The organism is Rhodanobacter koreensis (genome assembly GCF_054782855.1).
On record NZ_BAAGRR010000002.1, the window covers coordinates 398600 to 414549 of the forward strand.

18 protein-coding genes are annotated in these 15950 nt (G+C 65.4%); 10 read left to right on the forward strand and 8 right to left on the reverse strand.

Features of this window, described 5'->3' with window-relative positions; genetic code table 11:
• Nucleotides 1-11: 11 nt before the first annotated feature.
• Genes ACYVKM_RS07610 through ACYVKM_RS07640 form a run of 7 tightly spaced genes read right to left on the reverse strand, consistent with a single transcriptional unit; the run spans nt 12 to nt 5280 of the window.
• Nucleotides 12-980: a 5-oxoproline transporter, DUF979 family subunit gene (locus ACYVKM_RS07610; RefSeq protein WP_460877798.1), complete on the reverse strand. Its 969-nt coding sequence runs from the start codon at nt 978-980 to the stop codon at nt 12-14.
• Nucleotides 981-982: 2 nt separating this feature from the next.
• Entirely contained in the window at nt 983-1678 is a 696-nt protein-coding gene (locus ACYVKM_RS07615; RefSeq protein ID WP_460877011.1) for a DUF969 domain-containing protein, read from the reverse strand.
• 31 nt (nt 1679-1709) lie between these two features.
• The gene (locus tag ACYVKM_RS07620; protein WP_460877012.1) at nt 1710-2474 is read right to left on the reverse strand and encodes a LamB/YcsF family protein; all 765 of its coding nucleotides are present in this window, start codon (nt 2472-2474) and stop codon (nt 1710-1712) included.
• 29 nt (nt 2475-2503) lie between these two features.
• A complete protein-coding gene (locus ACYVKM_RS07625; RefSeq protein WP_460877013.1) occupies nt 2504-3487 on the reverse strand; it encodes a 5-oxoprolinase subunit C family protein in 984 nt (327 codons plus the stop codon).
• A complete protein-coding gene (pxpB, locus tag ACYVKM_RS07630) occupies nt 3484-4182 on the reverse strand; it encodes a 5-oxoprolinase subunit PxpB (protein WP_460877014.1) in 699 nt (232 codons plus the stop codon). The genes ACYVKM_RS07625 and pxpB overlap by 4 nt, the downstream gene beginning before the upstream one ends.
• Nucleotides 4183-4189: 7 nt before the next feature.
• Nucleotides 4190-4615, reverse strand: coding sequence for an HIT family protein (locus tag ACYVKM_RS07635; RefSeq protein WP_460877015.1), 426 nt, complete (start codon nt 4613-4615; stop codon nt 4190-4192).
• Nucleotides 4612-5280, reverse strand: coding sequence for a dienelactone hydrolase family protein (locus ACYVKM_RS07640; protein ID WP_460877016.1), 669 nt, complete (start codon nt 5278-5280; stop codon nt 4612-4614). Before ACYVKM_RS07640 ends, ACYVKM_RS07635 begins: the two co-directional genes overlap by 4 nt.
• A gap of 108 nt (nt 5281-5388) precedes the next feature.
• Between ACYVKM_RS07640 and rimO the strand changes: the two genes are divergently transcribed.
• From rimO to truD, 10 genes are all read left to right on the forward strand, one after another.
• Nucleotides 5389-6726: a 30S ribosomal protein S12 methylthiotransferase RimO gene (gene rimO / locus ACYVKM_RS07645; RefSeq protein ID WP_460877017.1), complete on the forward strand. Its 1338-nt coding sequence runs from the start codon at nt 5389-5391 to the stop codon at nt 6724-6726.
• 9 nt (nt 6727-6735) lie between these two features.
• Nucleotides 6736-7551, forward strand: a complete 816-nt coding sequence (locus ACYVKM_RS07650) for a DUF3025 domain-containing protein (RefSeq protein ID WP_460877018.1) — start codon at nt 6736-6738, stop codon at nt 7549-7551.
• A 138-nt stretch (nt 7552-7689) separates the two neighbouring features.
• Nucleotides 7690-8676 carry a phosphate/phosphite/phosphonate ABC transporter substrate-binding protein gene (phnD, locus tag ACYVKM_RS07655; protein ID WP_460877019.1) on the forward strand — a complete coding sequence of 329 codons (987 nt, stop codon included), beginning with the start codon at nt 7690-7692 and terminating at the stop codon, nt 8674-8676.
• 155 nt (nt 8677-8831) lie between these two features.
• Entirely contained in the window at nt 8832-10502 is a 1671-nt protein-coding gene (locus tag ACYVKM_RS07660; RefSeq protein WP_460877020.1) for a CTP synthase, read from the forward strand.
• Nucleotides 10499-11335, forward strand: coding sequence for a 3-deoxy-8-phosphooctulonate synthase (gene kdsA, locus ACYVKM_RS07665; RefSeq protein ID WP_460877021.1), 837 nt, complete (start codon nt 10499-10501; stop codon nt 11333-11335). Before ACYVKM_RS07660 ends, kdsA begins: the two co-directional genes overlap by 4 nt.
• A gap of 60 nt (nt 11336-11395) precedes the next feature.
• Complete coding sequence (eno, locus tag ACYVKM_RS07670; protein WP_460877022.1) at nt 11396-12694, forward strand: phosphopyruvate hydratase; 1299 nt, start codon at nt 11396-11398, stop codon at nt 12692-12694.
• A 19-nt stretch (nt 12695-12713) separates the two neighbouring features.
• The gene (ftsB, locus tag ACYVKM_RS07675; protein WP_460877023.1) at nt 12714-13043 is read left to right on the forward strand and encodes a cell division protein FtsB; all 330 of its coding nucleotides are present in this window, start codon (nt 12714-12716) and stop codon (nt 13041-13043) included.
• Entirely contained in the window at nt 13040-13738 is a 699-nt protein-coding gene (ispD, locus tag ACYVKM_RS07680) for a 2-C-methyl-D-erythritol 4-phosphate cytidylyltransferase (protein WP_460877024.1), read from the forward strand. Before ftsB ends, ispD begins: the two co-directional genes overlap by 4 nt.
• 10 nt (nt 13739-13748) lie before the next feature.
• The gene (gene ispF, locus ACYVKM_RS07685) at nt 13749-14222 is read left to right on the forward strand and encodes a 2-C-methyl-D-erythritol 2,4-cyclodiphosphate synthase (protein WP_460877025.1); all 474 of its coding nucleotides are present in this window, start codon (nt 13749-13751) and stop codon (nt 14220-14222) included.
• A 45-nt stretch (nt 14223-14267) separates the two neighbouring features.
• Nucleotides 14268-15305: a tRNA pseudouridine(13) synthase TruD gene (gene truD, locus ACYVKM_RS07690; protein WP_460877026.1), complete on the forward strand. Its 1038-nt coding sequence runs from the start codon at nt 14268-14270 to the stop codon at nt 15303-15305.
• Between the two features lie 81 nt (nt 15306-15386).
• Here truD and ACYVKM_RS07695 read toward each other — a convergent pair whose 3' ends face one another.
• Entirely contained in the window at nt 15387-15932 is a 546-nt protein-coding gene (locus ACYVKM_RS07695; protein WP_460877027.1) for a Smr/MutS family protein, read from the reverse strand.
• Nucleotides 15933-15950: the final 18 nt, after the last annotated feature.

A 15950-nucleotide genomic window follows, 5' to 3' on the forward strand; every position in this document is an offset into this window, starting at 1 on the left:
TCGTCGATAGTTCAGCGGAACACCAGCAGCCACATCATCACGATGGTGACGGCAAGAATCCACACCGCGCTCCATGCCTGCGCGCGTATCACGCCGTAAGGGTTGCGCAGTTCCAGCAATGCGGCAGGCACCAGGTTGAAGTCGGCCGCCATCGGCGTCAGCAGGGTGCCGCAGTAGCCGCACAGCATGCCCATCGAACCAAGTATGGCGGGATGGGCGCCATGCTGCTGGATCAGCAACGGCAGGCCGATGCCGGCCATCATCACCGGGAACGCGGCGAACGCATTGCCCATGATCACGGTGAACAGCACCATGCCCAGCGCGAAGGCCAGCAGGCAGGCGAAGGAGCTGCCGGTTGGCAGGAATGTGCCGGCCAGCGCGGCAATCGCCGCACCCACGCCGCTTTGCGTGAAGACTTCGCCCAGTGCGGCCAGGAGCAGCGGCAGCAATGCCGCCCAGCCGATTGCGTCGAGCAGGCGCCGACCCTCGGCCACACCGTCAGGCAGCGGCGCACGCGCCACGCGCGCCGCCGCGAACAGTGCCACCACGCAAGCCAGCGCCAGTCCGGTCAGAGTCATCTGCGGCGCGGCGAACAGGCCATGGCCGGCTATCGCCATATGCGCGCCGAACAACGCCACCAGCAAGGTCACCAGTGGAATCAGCAGGGCGGGTACGAACAGCTTGTGGCCGAGCTGGATGGCGGACTGCAGGCGCTGTGCCGGGCTGCTGCTTTCGGTGTGCGCATGGCGATGCAGTTTCGGTGCCAGCAGCGCCAGCGCAATCACCCCGATGCCGGCCAGCTGGGCCGGCAGCGTGTTGCCGGCGGCCTGTTGCACCAGCACGTAATCACCACCGCCGAACAGCGTGCCCAGCACCAGCCAGAACGCGGCGTGCCAGCCATGCCGCTCGCGCAGATTGCGCCAGCCCGTATAGAGCAGGAAGGCGGCGATCAGCCAGTAGGCGTATTCGATGCGCAGCACGCTCAACCTGCCGTTTCGATATGCGCACCGGCGGCACGGCGCTGCAGCCGGCGCTGGTACAGCCACACGCGCACGGACTGGATGACGAAGGCGGCGATCGCAATGGGCAGTGCCCACAGCGCGATCGACAGCGGCGTCAGCTCGATGCCGTGCTGTGCATAGAAGCCCTGGATCAGCAGCACCGCACCAAGCGCGATGAACACGTCCTCGCCGAAGAAGCGGCCGATGTTGTCGGTGGCCGCGGCTACGGCGCGCAATTCATCGCGGTCCGCATCGTCCAGCGTGGGCAGGATTTTTTCCGCCGCGGCTTCGCCCATCGGCGCGAGCAACGGGCGCACCGTTTGTGCAGGGCCGGCCACGCCGGTGAGGCCGAGCATGGCCAGTAGCTGGCGCAGCAGCAGATAGCCGATCAGCAGCCGCGCCAGGGTGAGTCCGTGCAGGTGTGATATCCAGTGTTGCGCGTGCTCGCGCAGGCCGGCTCGCTCCAGCAAGCCGATCGCCGGCAGGGTCAGCACGAACAGCAGCAGCATGCGGCTGGAGACAAAGCTCTTGCCCAGCAGGGCAAGCAGGGCCGGCAGGTGCAAGCCGGCCAGCAGCCCGCTGGTGAGCGCCGCGCACACCACCACGGGGACAGGATTGAAGCGTAGCGCGAAGCCGATGACGATCACCGCGACGCCGAGCAGGGGCCAGTAATTCATGAGCAGTCTCCGTCGCGGCGTGGAGAGGACATCATGCGGCTCCTGGTGCGGCGATCCGCAGGCCAGCTGCGTTGAGCTCGCTGCGTAACCTCTGCGCCAGCTGCACGGCATGGGCGCCATCACCGTGCAGGCACAACGTGTCGGCATGCAGCTGTACACGATGGCCGTCCAGCGTATGCACTTCACCGTCGCGGGCGATGCCGAGTGCCTGTGCCGTTGCCAGCTCGACATCTTCGATCACCGCACCCGCTTCACGACGCGGCTGCAGCGAACCATCGACACGATAGCGGCGGTCGACGAATGCCTCGGCGGCCACCGCCAGGCCGAGTGTCCTGCCAGCCTCGACCAGGGCTGAGCCGGCCAGGCCGAACAAGCACAGCTGCGGGTCGAAGTCACGCACCGCACGGGCGATCGCATTGGCCAGCACGGCGTCGCGTGCGGCCATGTTGTACAGCGCGCCATGCGGTTTGACATGGGTCAGCCGGGTACCAGCGGCGCAGGTGAACGCGTACAGGGCACCGATCTGGTACAGCGTCAGCGCATGCACTTCGGCTGGTGTCACGCTCATTTCGCGGCGGCCGAAGCCCTGCAGATCAGGCAGCGAGACGTGCGCACCGATCGCCACGCCGTGCGCCACCGCCTGGGCCACGGTGTGGCGCATGATCTCCGGATCGCCGGCATGGAAGCCGCAGGCGATGTTGGCCGAACTGAGCAGGGCCAGCAATGCATCGTCGTTGCCCATGCGCCAGGCTCCGAACGATTCGCCGAGGTCGCCGTTGAGGTCGATGCGGCTCATGGTTGTCGATTCATCCGGGTGCGTTCCCGTCAGATTTGCGCAAATCGTTGCGCGATCGTGCCAAGCAGGCGTGTCAGTCGTTGCTGGCGCGCGCTCAGCCGCATCAGCGCCTCGTCCAGCGTGGTCTCGCGGAAGCATACGGTATCGCCGGGCCGACGTTGCGCCAGCCGTGGCAGGTCCGCCGCCGCGACCTGGCCGATCCGCGGGTAGCCGCCTGTCACCGGCGCCTCGGCCAGCAGGGCGATCGGCTGGCCGGATGGCGGCAGTTGCACGGTACCGGGCAGTGCCGCCTCGGAGATCAGTTCCAGCGGTGCCTGCAGCTGCAGCGTATGGCCGTCCAGACGGCCGGCGGTGCGGTTGCTGTCCTTGCTCAGGACAAAGCTGCCGCCAAACAGCAGTCGCTGCGAGGCTTCATCCAGCTGTGCCCAGTGGCTGCCGCGCAGCAGCGCCAGCGGGCGACGGGCAAAGTCGAACCATGGTTGCGGGTCGAGGCTCCAGTCCAGCGTGCGCACCTCGTTGCCGGTCGATGAGCCAGGCAGGGGCGCGGCCGTGCCGACAGGCAGCAGGTCACCCGCGCATAGCGCGCGACCCTGTGCGAAGCCGATGCGGGCATGCAGGTCGCTGCTGCGGCTGCCGAGTAGCGCCGGCACGTCGAAGCCGCCGCGCACGGCGAGGTAACTGCGGCAGCCGCTGGTCATGCCACCGAGATGCAATACGCTGCCTGCAGGCAACTGGCAGGTGGTCCACATGGGCAGCTTGTGCTCGCCGACGCTGGCGGTGATCGGCGCGCCGGTCAGGGCGATCATCGCAGCGTGTTCGAAAAGCAGGCTGGGGCCGGTCAGGGTGCATTCGATCGCAGCCTCGCCCCTGGTATTGCCGACCAGGGCATTGGCAAGCTGCCACGCGGGCAGATCCATGGCACCGGCACGCCCCACGCCCAGCGCGGCATGACCAGGTCGCCCGCCATCCTGCAGGCTGCTCAACAGGCCGGGCTTGATGACGGTGATGTTCATGTTGAATGGATCGCCGCCAGCTGGTGGAACCTGTCTTCGTCGATCGCATGGAAGCGCACGCGATCGCCGGCACTGAGCAGCGAAGGCGTGCTCGCGGTGATGTCGAACAGCCGCAGTGGCGTGCGCCCGATCAGCTGCCAGCCGCCCGGCAGCATCTCGGGATAGATACCGGTCTGGCTGCCACCGATCGCCACGCTGCCCGCCGGCACGCGCTGGCGTGGATCGCCGCGGCGCGGTACCGCCAGTTGCGGGTCCAGTCCGAGCAGGTAGGGGAACCCCGGCGCAAAACCGAGCATGGCGACGCGGTAGTCGGCGCTCGTATGGCGAGCGATCACGGCTCCCGGATCGAGCCTGCACAGCGCGGCGACCTGGGCCAGATCCGGTCCGCATTCGCCGCCGTAGCAGACTGGAATCATCAGCTCGCGCGGCGTGGCGATGACGGGACCAGGCTCGTCCAGCGCAGCGCAGATGGCAGCTTGTACCTGCCGATGCGGATTGCCACCGGACCAGTACTGCGGGTCGAAGCGCAGCAGCACGCTGGCATAGGCCGGCACACATTCCACTTGCGGCAGTCGCCGGCGCAGGCAGGTCGTCGCGGCCTGCACCCGCGCATTGAGTTCGATGTCGATGCGTTCGCCGAAACGCAGAAGCAGGGCATCCTCGGCCAATGCTTCGAACTGGATGCCGGACTCCATGGCAGCGTTATCCGGCTGCGTCGGCGAGCACATGCCGCAACGCATCCAGTCGTGCGCTCAGGCCGGCCTCGTCATAAGGCTGAGCACGGCCGTGACCCCATACCGGACCAGGCCATGCGTCATCGCCCTCATGGCGCGCGATCACATGGACGTGCAGCTGACGCACGATATTGCCGAGCACGCCGAGGTTGAGCTTTTCGCAAGGAGCGACGGTACGCAGGGCGGCCGCCGCATCATTCACTTCCTGCCAGAGCAGGGCTTGTTCATTGGCGGGAAGGTCGGTGATCTCGACCAGCCCGGCATGTCGAGGCACCAGCACCAGCCAGGGGAAGCGTGCGTCGTTCATCAATCGCACATCGCACAGGGCGAGCGATGCGACCAGTCGCGTGTCCGCGTCCAGCCGGGCATCGAGGATGAAACTTGGCTTTCTCATGCGCCAGCCAGGTGTTTGTCGAAAAATGCCAGCGTGCGCTGCAGCGCGAGTCTCGCGCTGGCTTCGTCGTAGCTGGCGCCGACATCACGGTTGAAACCGTGGTCGGCCGGATAGGTGAAGGTCTCCATCTGCGGCAGCGCCTCGCGGTGCTTCGCCACCATGGCCGGCGTGATGTGCTGATCCTTTTCGCCGAAGTGGAACATCACCGGCGCCTTCGGCGTCTCGTGAAGGAACGGCAGGTTGCGCGCGCCGTAGTAGCTCACCGACGGCAGGCCCAGCCGCAGCGCGGACAGCAATGCGACGGTGCCGCCCCAGCAATAGCCGACCGTGCCGATCTTGCCTGCCGAAGCGATTGCCTCGGCGGCGCTGGCGACATCCTCCACGGCGCGTTCCAGTCCCAGCTCGCCGACCAGTTGTTTGCCCTTGGCGTAGCCGGCTTCGTCGTAGCCCAGTTCCACCCCGGTTTCCAGATGGTCGAAGAACGCCGGCGCGATCGCGGTGTAGCCCGCTTCAGCAAAGCGATCGGCCACGCTGCGCATGTGTGCGTTGACGCCGAAGATCTCCTGGATCACCACGATGCCGCCTTTCGGCTTGCCCTGCGGCTGGGCCAGGTAGGCACCGATGCACTGGGTGCGGGTGGTGGGCAGGTTGATCTGATGACCCATGGATCGATCCTCGTGGTTTCGAAGCAGCGATCTTAGCTGCCGCGGCATCGCTCGCGCGCTGACGTATAATCGCCTGTTTCCACGCACGTTTTCACGGTAACCACGCCCATGTCCCAGGCTGCACACAAGATCGGTTTCGTCAGCCTCGGCTGCCCCAAGGCGCTGGTCGATTCCGAGCGCATCCTCACCCAGCTGAAGGTCGAGGGCTACCAGATCGTGCCCAGCTATGGCGAGGCCGATGCGGTGGTGGTGAACACCTGCGGCTTCATCGACGCGGCGGTGCAGGAGTCGCTGGATTCGATCGGCACCGCCCTGCACGAGAACGGCAAGGTGATCGTCACCGGCTGTCTCGGCAAGCGCGAGGCGCTGATCCGCGAAGCCTATCCCGACGTGCTGTCGATCAGCGGCCCGCAGGATTACGCCAGTGTGATGACGGCGGTGCACACGGCGCTGCCGCCGAAGCGCAACAAGTTCATCGACATCGTGCCGGACACGGGTGTGAAGCTGACCCCGAAGCACTATGCCTACCTGAAGATTTCCGAAGGCTGCAATCACCGCTGCAGCTTCTGCATCATCCCGTCGATGCGCGGCAACCTGGTTTCGCGTCCGGTCGACGAGGTGCTGCTGGAAGCCGAACGCCTGGTCAAGGGCGGCGTCAAGGAACTGCTGGTGATCTCGCAGGACACCAGCGCCTACGGTGTGGACCTGAAATACGCCGAACGCCAGTGGCGCGACAAGACCTATCGCACGCGCATGACCGAGCTGTGCGAAGGCCTGTCCGAGCTGGGTGTGTGGTCGCGCCTGCACTACGTCTACCCGTATCCGCACGTGGACGAGGTGATGCCGTTGATGGCTGCGGGCAAGCTGCTGCCGTATCTCGACATCCCGTTCCAGCACGCGAGTCCGCGCATCCTCAAGCTGATGAAGCGCCCGGGCAATATCGACAGGACGCTGGAGCGCATCCAGAACTGGCGCAAGATCGTCCCGGACCTGACCATCCGCAGCACCTTCATCGTCGGCTTCCCCGGCGAGACCGATGCCGAGTTCGAGGAGTTGCTCGACTTCCTGCGCGAGGCCGAGCTCGATCGCGTGGGTGCGTTTGCCTATTCGCCGGTCGATGGCGCCAAGGCTAACGAGTTGCCGGATCCGGTTTCCGAGGAATTGAAGGAAGATCGCCTCGAACAATTCATGGCGGTGCAGGCGGAAATCTCCGCCGCGAAATTGCAGCGCAAGATCGGTCGCACCATCACTGTGCTGGTTGATGAGGCAGGGGCTGACGGTACGGTGGCGCGTTCGGCGGCGGATGCGCCGGAGATCGATGGCACGGTGTTGATTGCCGACGGCCAGACGTTGAAGCCGGGCCAGTTCGTCGACGTGGTGGTCGAGGCCGCCAGTGAGCATGACCTGCATGCGCGGCTCGCCCATCCCAAACTCAAGCTGATGTAGGCCAGCGCGATGCGCTACGTCGCGCCCGCACGCGGCACGGTCGATCCACAGGTGTTTGGCCGCATGCCGCTGCAGGCGTGGCGCGAATACGCCGACCTGCTTGAGGGGCCGCATTGGCCCACGCTCGATGCACTCAATGCCTTGTGGCCGGGGGATGCGCGCACCCGCTTCGTGGCACAGGATCATCAGCTGCTCGCTGATGGCCTTCACTACGAGCAGCGCATCGCCGAGCGCGGACAGATCGCTACCCGCGAAGGCAACTGGCACGATCTCCTCAATGCGCTGGTGTGGCTGCGCTATCCGGCGATCAAGCAGGCGCTGAACCGGCGTCAGATGGCCGAGATCGCCCGGATGGGACCGAAGGACCGCTCGCGCCCGCAATATGCGATGACCCATTTCGACGAGGCCGGCGTCATCGTCGTGCTGCAGGGTCCTGCGCTGCTGGCATTGTGGGACGTACACGACTGGCAAGGCCTGTTCTGGCAGCAGCGACAGGCTTGGCTCGATGGTTCGATCCAGCTGACATTGTTTGGCCATGCGTTGCTGGAGCATGCGTTGAACCCGGACAAGCTGCTGGTGGGCAAGGCGTTGGTGTTCCTGGCGGCGGGTGGCACCGATCTCGGGCAAGCGAGTACCCGTTGCGCCGAAGCGATTGCAGCCGGCCAGCTGCTGAACAACCCTCTGGAATTGCGGCCGTTGCCGTTGGCGGGCATTCCCGGCTGGCACCCCGGCAACGTCGACGAGGCGTTTCATCTTGCGACGGCCTGTTATCAACCGCGGCGTGCCGGACGCGAGTATCCGCCAGCTTCCCCGGTACTCCCCTGAACCTTGCTCAGGCTCCCGATCACGGCTATATACGTGTGCACAGGGGAGAGGGAATGGCGCCGGGGAGTGATGTCATTGAGTATCGCCACGTCTCGGCCGCGCGGGTGGCTCCGTAGCACGCGCCTGATCCGTACTGCCATGAAATGGCTGGCTCTTGGCTTGTTGATCGCCGCTGGCAATGCCGCGGCTTCGAACGAGGCAGTGTCGCCGTCACCGATCCGTTTCGGCATCCTGCCGATCGGCAGCGCGTCCGAATCGCTGGAGCAGTGGCGGGGATTGCTGGAGGAGCTGCAGAGGCGGCTGGGTCACCCGGTGACCACGGTGTCAGTGAGCAGCTACAAGGGGCTCTCCGATGCGATCGGTGCACAACAGGTGGATATCGCGTTTCTCTCCGGCAAGCTTGCGGTGGAGGCGGTAACGCATCAGCACATGCAGGTGTTCGCCCAGTTCGTGCGCAGCGATGGCGCCATGGGCAATGTCGCCATGCTGGTGGTGCGCAGCGACAGCCCCATTCGCAATCTCGACGACCTGCTTGCCACACCTGGCCGCTGGCGCTACGCCCGCAGCGAACACCTCTCGGTCACCGGCTACACCGCGCCGGAAGCCGATGTATTTGCGCCGCGCGGACTCGACTCCGACACCTTCTTCGCCAGCGTGCGGGTGGCCGATCACCAGAGCAACCTGCTGTCCGTGGTCAATGGCGAGGTGGATGTGGCGAGCAGCAACAATCCGGACATGGATCTGTTCCGGCGCCATTTTCCGAATGAGGCGGCCCAGCTCAAGGTGATCTGGCGCTCGCCACTGATCCCGTCCGGCGTACTGGTGTTGCGTGACGGGTTGCCGCCACCGCTGCGCGAACAACTGACTGCATTCATCCTTGCCTACGGCAAGGCCGCCGGTGAAGCGGGCGTACGTGAACGTGCCCAGCTTGCCCGCATTCCCGATCTTGGTGGCTTCATGCCGCAGACCAATCGCGTGCTGCAGCCGTTCGTCGACATGCAATACGCCTTGCTGCGGCAGGAGGCCGAGCATGGCCAGTGGGTGAACCCGCAGGCGCTGCAGGCGCGGCTGGCACAGATCGAGAGCGCTTACCGGCGGGATTCGCGCGGGTTGCTGGGGCATTGAAGCTGGCCTCGACGGCCGGAACCGGAGAGGGCCTGGATCAATTCCGGCGCATTCCGGCGGCCTGGAAATGAACCGACGACAGTGAATTGTCGGTTTCCACTCGCAGCGGGACACTTCTGCCGCTAAAATGCGTATTTCCAGCACGGCTGCTTTCCATGACCCCCCTGATTTTCGTCACCGGCGGTGTGGTGTCCTCGCTTGGCAAGGGCATTGCTGCGGCGTCGCTCGCTTCCATTCTCGAAGCGCGCGGGCTCTCGGTCACCATGATGAAGCTCGATCCCTATATCAATGTGGATCCGGGCACGATGAGTCCCTTCCAGCACGGCGAGGTCTATGTGACCGACGACGGCGCCGAGACCGACCTCGACCTTGGCCATTACGAGCGCTTCGTGCATACCCGCCTGAGCGGCAAGAACTCGATCACCACCGGCAAGATCTACGAGAGCGTGATCCGCAAGGAGCGCCGTGGCGATTACCTGGGCGCCACCGTGCAGGTGATCCCCCATATCACCGACGAGATCAAGCACTGCATCCACGAGGCCACCCGCGGCTTCGACGTGGCGCTGGTGGAGATCGGCGGTACGGTCGGCGACATCGAGTCGCTGCCGTTTCTGGAGGCGATCCGCCAGCTGCGCATCGAGCATGGCCCGGAGAAGGTGGTGTTCATGCACCTCACCCTGGTGCCGTACATCAAGGCCGCCGGCGAGATCAAGACCAAGCCGACCCAGCATTCGGTGAAGGAACTGCGCTCGATCGGCATCCAGCCGGACATCCTGCTGTGCCGTTGCGAGCAGACCCTGCCCGAGGGTGAACGGCGCAAGATCGCCTTGTTCACCAACGTGCCGGAGAACGCGGTGATCAGCGCCACCGACGTGGACATCATCTACAAGCAGCCGTTGTGGCTGCACCAGCAGGGGCTGGACGACATCGTGGTGAAGAAGCTCGGCCTCGATGCGAAGCCGGCGGATCTGTCCGCCTGGCAGCGCACGGTCGACGCGGTGGAGCATCCGAAGCACGAGATCACCGTCGCCATCGTCGGCAAGTATGTCGAGCACAAGGACGCCTACAAGTCGCTTGGCGAGGCGCTGCGGCACGGCGGCATCAAGCAGCTCACGAGGGTGACCCTGGACTGGATCGATTCCGAGCAGGTCGAGGCCGAAGGCGCCGCCAAGGTGCTCGGCAAGGCCGATGCGATCCTGGTGCCGGGCGGCTTCGGCAAGCGCGGTTTCGAGGGCAAGATCCTGGCTGCGAAATATGCGCGCGAGCATGGCGTGCCGTATTTCGGCATCTGCTACGGCATGCACGCGGCGGTGATCGATTTCGCCCGACATGTGGCTGGCCTGGCCCAGGCCGATTCCAGCGAGAACGACCGCAATACGCCGGACCCGGTGATCGCACTCATCACCGAGTGGACCACCGCCAGTGGCGAGGTCGAGCAGCGCACGGATCGTTCCGATCTCGGCGGCACCATGCGCCTGGGTTCGCAGGAGTGCCGCCTGAAGGCCGGCACGCTGGCACGTGAGCTGTACGGGCAGGATGTGGTGCGCGAACGCCATCGGCATCGCTACGAATTCAACAATCGCTACCGCCAGCCGTTCGAGGACAAGGGGCTGGTGATCTCCGGCAAGTCGATGGACGACCTGCTGGTGGAGATGGTCGAGCTGCCGCAACAGCAGCACCCGTGGTTTCTTGCCTGTCAGGCGCATCCGGAATTCACCTCGACACCACGCGACGGGCACCCGCTGTTCATCGGCTTCGTCCGGGCAGCCCGCGAATACCAGGCGGTACGCGAGGGTCACCGCCTGGCGCAGGAGTCGGTCGCATGAAGTTGTGCAATTTCGAGGTCGGGCTGCATCGGCCGCTGTTCCTGATCGCCGGCCCCTGTGTAGTCGAGTCGGAGCAATTGCAGATCGACACCGCCGGCACCTTGAAAGAGATCACCGGCAGGCTCGGCGTCAACTTCATTTTCAAGTCCAGCTTCGACAAGGCCAACCGCTCCTCGGGTGACAGCTTTCGCGGGCCGGGTATGGAAGAGGGGTTGCGCATCCTGGCCGAAGTGAAACGCCAGCTCGGTGTGCCGCTGCTGACCGACGTGCACGAATACACGCCGATGGACGAGGTGGCGTCGGTGGTCGACGTGCTGCAGACGCCGGCCTTCCTGTGCCGACAGACCGACTTCATCCAGAAAGTGGCGCGCGCCGGCAAGCCGGTGAACATCAAGAAGGGCCAGTTCCTCGCGCCGTGGGACATGAAGCACGTGGTGGCCAAGGCCAGGGCGGTCGGCAACGACAGCATCATGGTGTGCGAGCGTGGCGCCAGTTTTGGCTACAACAATCTGGTCTCGGACATGCGTTCGCTCAGCGTGATGCGCGATACGAATTGCCCGGTGATCTTCGATGCAACCCATTCAGTGCAGTTGCCGGGTGGGCAGGGCGCCACCTCGGGCGGTCAGCGCGAATTCGTGCCGGTACTGGCGCGCGCCGCGGTGGCGGTTGGCGTGGCCGGCCTGTTCGCCGAGACGCACCCTGACCCGAGCAAGGCACTCTCCGACGGCCCGAACGCGTGGCCGCTGGGCAGGATGGAAGCACTGCTGGAAACGTTGATGGAACTCGATGCCGTGACCAAGCGGCACGGTTTCCTGGAGCAGACGGTTTCCTGACCTACCGGGCGCAGTAATGCGCTTCTTCACTATCATCACAACAAACGCAACGGACACCGCATGAGCACTCTGATCACCCGCATCCACGCCCGTGAAATCCTCGACTCGCGCGGCAATCCCACGCTTGAGGCAGAAGTGACCCTGGCCGGCGGCGGCTTTGGCCGCGCCGCGGTACCGAGCGGCGCCTCCACCGGTTCACGCGAGGCGGTCGAGCTGCGTGATGGCGACAAGTCGCGATATGGCGGCAAGGGCGTGAAGAACGCGGTGGCGAACGTCAACACGACGATTGCCGATGCGCTCAAGGGTTTCGATGCGGCCGACCAGAAAGGCCTGGATGCCAGGCTCATTGCGCTGGACGGCACCCCGAACAAGGGCAAGCTGGGTGCGAATGCGTTGCTCGGTGTCTCGATGGCGGCAGCACACGCCGTGGCCGCCTCGCGCGATGAGCCATTGTGGAAGTACCTGTCGAACGGCAAACCTGGTGCCTTGCCGGTGCCCATGATGAACATCATCAACGGCGGTGCACACGCGGACAACAACGTGGACGTGCAGGAGTTCATGATCCTGCCGGTCGGCATGCCGAGCTTCGCCGAGGCGCTGCGCGCCGGCGCGGAAATCTTCCACGCGCTGAAGAGCGTGCTGCACGGTCGCGGCCTGAGCACGGCGGTGGGCGACGAGGGCGGTTTTGCACCGAACCTGCGTTCCAACGTCGAGGCGATCGACACGATCCTCGAAGCTGTCAACAAGACCGGTTACAAGATCGGCAGCGAGATCCTGCTCGGTCTCGATGCGGCCAGCTCGGAGTTCTACAAGAACGGCAAGTACGATCTGGCGGGCGAGGGCAAGCAGTACGGCTCGGCCGAGTTTGTCGATCTGCTGGCGAGCTGGGCGAAGCAGTATCCGATCGTCAGCATCGAGGACGGCATGGCCGAGGGTGACTGGGACGGCTGGAAGCTGCTGACCGACGCCATCGGCGACCGCATCCAGGTAGTCGGCGACGACCTGTTCGTGACCAATCCGGTGATCTTCCGCGAAGGCATCGAGAAGCACATTGCCAATTCGATCCTGATCAAGGTGAACCAGATCGGCACGCTGTCCGAGACGCTGGAAGCCATCGCGATGGCGGACAAGGCGAAATATTCGGCCGTGATCTCGCATCGCTCCGGCGAGACCGAGGACACCACCATCGCCGACATCGCGGTGGCCACCACCGCGACCCAGATCAAGACCGGTTCGCTGTGCCGCAGCGATCGCGTGGCGAAATACAACCAGTTGCTGCGCATCGAGGAACAGCTGGGCAGCGCCGCGCGCTATGCCGGTCGCGACGCATTCCCCAACCTGACCCGCTTGCCGGGCTGAGCAGAGTCATCGGCTGCCCATGTTGCGCTGGATCGCCCTGATTCTGATCCTGCTCCTGATCGGACTGCAGCTGAAGCTGTGGTCCGGCAGCGGCAGCATGCATGAGGTGGACAGCCTGCGCGTGGCGGTAAAGAAGCAGACTGACGAGAACGCCAAGCTGCTGCAACGCAATCAAGCCGTCGGCGCCGATGTGCTCGACCTCAAGCACGGCGACCAGGCGGTCGAGGCACGTGCGCGCACCGAACTGGGGCTGATCAAGCCAGGTGAAACTTTCTACCAGGTGGTCGAGCCACCGGCGAACGCGGGCAGTGCTCCGCCAGCGTCAGCCACGTCCACCGGTTCACCATGAGTGCGCCGCTGGTGTGGTGCGTGGTGCCGGCGGCCGGGCGCGGCACGCGTGTTGGCGGAACCTGCCCCAAGCAATATCTGCCGCTGGCCGGGCGTCCGCTGATCGAGCACACGCTGGAACGGCTTGCCGCGCATCCGCAGATTGCTGGCCTGCTGGTAACGCTGGCGCCTGCGGATGCACATTGGTCGGGCACCACCATACTCAATGGGAAGCCGGTGCTTACAGCAATTGGCGGTGCCGAGCGAAGTGATTCGGTACTGGCGGGGTTGGAGGCGTTGCCGGAGACGGTAGCTGCCGACGATTTCGTGCTGGTGCACGATGCGGCAAGGCCTTGCGTACGGCTGGCCGATATCGGCAGGTTGATCGAACTGGCCGGCGCGGCTGGTGGTGGTCTGTTGGGTGCCCCGCTGCGCGACACGCTGAAGCGTGCGGGTGCTGCCGGTCGCAGCGAGTTGACCGAACCGCGCGACCACCGCTGGCGTGCCTTCACGCCGCAGATGTTCCGGCGCGGGCCGCTGTCCGCGGCGTTGCGCGAGGCAGTCCGGCGCGGGGTGGTTCCAAGCGACGAGGCCATGGCGATGGAGCAGGCCGGTTTCGCGCCCTTGCTGGTCGAAGGCGCCGAGGACAATATCAAGGTGACCACGGCAGCGGATTTCGCGCTGGCCGAGTTCCTGCTTGCGAGGACGAGCGCATGAGAACGGGTACATGAAAATCGGCAGCGGCTTCGATGTGCATGCCTTCGGCGACGGTGATCATGTCACGCTCGGCGGCGTGCGCGTGCCGCATCGGCGCGGCCTGGTTGCCCATTCGGACGGTGACGTGGTGATCCATGCGTTGTGCGATGCGATCTTCGGTGCGCTGGCGCTGGGCGACATCGGTACGCACTTTCCGCCCAGCGACGAACGCTGGCGCAACGCCGACAGCCGCCAGTTCCTGCGCCATGCGGCGATGCTGATGGCACAGCATGGCTACGCACTGGGCAATGCCGATGTCACGGTGATCTGCGAAGCGCCGAAGGTCGGCCCGCACGCGCATGCGATGCGCGAAAATCTCGCCTCCGATCTGGACACCGAGATCGGACGTATCAGCATCAAGGCCACCACGACCGAACAGCTCGGCTTCACCGGCCGGGGCGAAGGTATCGCGGCGCAGGCCTGCGTTTTGCTGGAGCGGCGCTGAGCGTCGTCCGTTCCCTCTGAATGCCGGTGCGACCGGCGGAGTGTCATGTCGGAATCCGAACTTGCGGGTGCCCCGTTGCCCTGGGCTTTCGGCGCGCCGCCGTTGCAGGCGAAGTTGCGTAGCGCCGCCGAGGACTTCGTGGTCGAGGAAATCCTTGGTTATGACGCTGACGGCGCGGGCGAGCATGCTTTGCTGTGGGTGGAGAAGCGTGGCGCGAACACCGACTGGGTCGCGCGCGAACTGGCGAAATTTGCCGGCGTGTCGCCCGTCGCGGTGGGTTATGCCGGCCTGAAGGATCGCCATGCCGTCACCCGGCAGACGTTCTCGGTACAGCTGGCCGGGAAACCCGATCCGGACTGGCTGACGTTTCCGCACGCCGAAGTGAAGGTGCTGGCGGCGACGCGGCATTCGCGCAAACTCAAGCGCGGCGCACTGCGCAGCAACCGCTTCGCGCTGGTGCTGCGCGAGGTACAGGGCGATCGCGATGCCGCCGAACAGGTATTGCAGCAGATCGCAGCACGCGGTGTGCCGAATTACTACGGTGAACAGCGCTTTGGCCGCGAGGGTGGCAACGTGGCGCAGGCGCGTGCGATGTTCGCCGGCCGTCGGGTCGACCGCGACAAGCGGTCATTCCTGCTGTCGGCAGCCCGTTCGCAGATCTTCAACAACGTGCTGGCGGCACGGGTCGAGCGGGGCGTGTGGGATGCGCCGCTGGATGGCGAGATCTGGTCGCTGGCCGGCTCGCGCTCGTGGTTTGGCCCGGAGCCATTCACCGATGTGCTGGCCGGACGGCTGGCACGCGCCGACATTCACCCGTCCGGTCCGTTGTGGGGTCAGGGCGAACCGCCGACGCAGGGTGAAGCCGGCGCACTGGAACGTGAGATCGGCGCAGCCTGCAGTGATCTGGCAGAAGGCCTGGCTGCCGCGCGCATGGATCAGGAACGCCGCCCCTTGCGACTGATACCGAAGGATCTGAAGTGGCGCTGGCTGGAGAGCGATGCGCTTGAACTTGCATTCGAGCTTCCCGCCGGTGCCTATGCCACGGTAGTGGCGCGCGAGCTGGCGCAAAACAGAAATGAGTGAAGAGGAGTGAGCAGGGACCGAAAAGCCGGCGCATACCGGCTTTTCGGTCCCTGCTCGTTTCCCGCTTCCTGCTCCTCGCTCTCAGCTTTTCAGCAGTACAACCACCGCGCCGGTGCCGCCCAGTGCCGGCCGCGCGGAGGCAAAAGCGATCACGTCATCGCGCCGGCGCAGCATCCGGTCAGTGAGGTTCTTCAATACTGGTCCGGCCGCTTTCGAGCGCAGTCCCTTGCCGTGCACGATGCGCACGCAGCGTAACCCGTTTTGCCTGGCCTCGGCCAGAAACGCGACGATACTGGCTTGCGCGGCGGCAGCATTCATCTGGTGCAGGTCGATGTCGTCCTGCACGCTGAACTGGCCGCGCTTGAGCTGGCGCAGCAGCTTCGGCGGATAGCCGTCACGCAGGTAACCCAGCTCCTCGCCGACTTCGAGCAGGGCTGGATCGAACGCCATGTCGAGCAATTCGCCCGGCACAGCCGCCTCGTCGGCCTCCAGCATATGCGGATGCGGCGCGGGTTTCGTGGCAGCCGGTGGCGGTGACACCTGGCCGAACCGACGTACATCGCCGATCGCCTCACGGAACAGTCGGCTGTCGTCTTCGTCGATGGGTGCGGGCGCACGGCGCTTCATGCCGGCATGCTAACCAAA

Coding starts and splice junctions, on each gene's coding strand:
- ACYVKM_RS07615 (WP_460877011.1), bottom strand. CDS start 1,678: ATGAATTACTGGCCCCTGCTCGGCGTCGCGGTGATCGTCATCGGCTTC.
- ACYVKM_RS07620 (WP_460877012.1), bottom strand. CDS start 2,474: ATGAGCCGCATCGACCTCAACGGCGACCTCGGCGAATCGTTCGGAGCC.
- ACYVKM_RS07625 (WP_460877013.1), bottom strand. CDS start 3,487: ATGAACATCACCGTCATCAAGCCCGGCCTGTTGAGCAGCCTGCAGGAT.
- pxpB (WP_460877014.1), bottom strand. CDS start 4,182: ATGGAGTCCGGCATCCAGTTCGAAGCATTGGCCGAGGATGCCCTGCTT.
- ACYVKM_RS07635 (WP_460877015.1), bottom strand. CDS start 4,615: ATGAGAAAGCCAAGTTTCATCCTCGATGCCCGGCTGGACGCGGACACG.
- ACYVKM_RS07640 (WP_460877016.1), bottom strand. CDS start 5,280: ATGGGTCATCAGATCAACCTGCCCACCACCCGCACCCAGTGCATCGGT.
- rimO (WP_460877017.1), top strand. CDS start 5,389: ATGTCCCAGGCTGCACACAAGATCGGTTTCGTCAGCCTCGGCTGCCCC.
- ACYVKM_RS07650 (WP_460877018.1), top strand. CDS start 6,736: ATGCGCTACGTCGCGCCCGCACGCGGCACGGTCGATCCACAGGTGTTT.
- phnD (WP_460877019.1), top strand. CDS start 7,690: ATGAAATGGCTGGCTCTTGGCTTGTTGATCGCCGCTGGCAATGCCGCG.
- ACYVKM_RS07660 (WP_460877020.1), top strand. CDS start 8,832: ATGACCCCCCTGATTTTCGTCACCGGCGGTGTGGTGTCCTCGCTTGGC.
- kdsA (WP_460877021.1), top strand. CDS start 10,499: ATGAAGTTGTGCAATTTCGAGGTCGGGCTGCATCGGCCGCTGTTCCTG.
- eno (WP_460877022.1), top strand. CDS start 11,396: ATGAGCACTCTGATCACCCGCATCCACGCCCGTGAAATCCTCGACTCG.
- ftsB (WP_460877023.1), top strand. CDS start 12,714: ATGTTGCGCTGGATCGCCCTGATTCTGATCCTGCTCCTGATCGGACTG.
- ispD (WP_460877024.1), top strand. CDS start 13,040: ATGAGTGCGCCGCTGGTGTGGTGCGTGGTGCCGGCGGCCGGGCGCGGC.
- ispF (WP_460877025.1), top strand. CDS start 13,749: ATGAAAATCGGCAGCGGCTTCGATGTGCATGCCTTCGGCGACGGTGAT.
- truD (WP_460877026.1), top strand. CDS start 14,268: ATGTCGGAATCCGAACTTGCGGGTGCCCCGTTGCCCTGGGCTTTCGGC.
- ACYVKM_RS07695 (WP_460877027.1), bottom strand. CDS start 15,932: ATGAAGCGCCGTGCGCCCGCACCCATCGACGAAGACGACAGCCGACTG.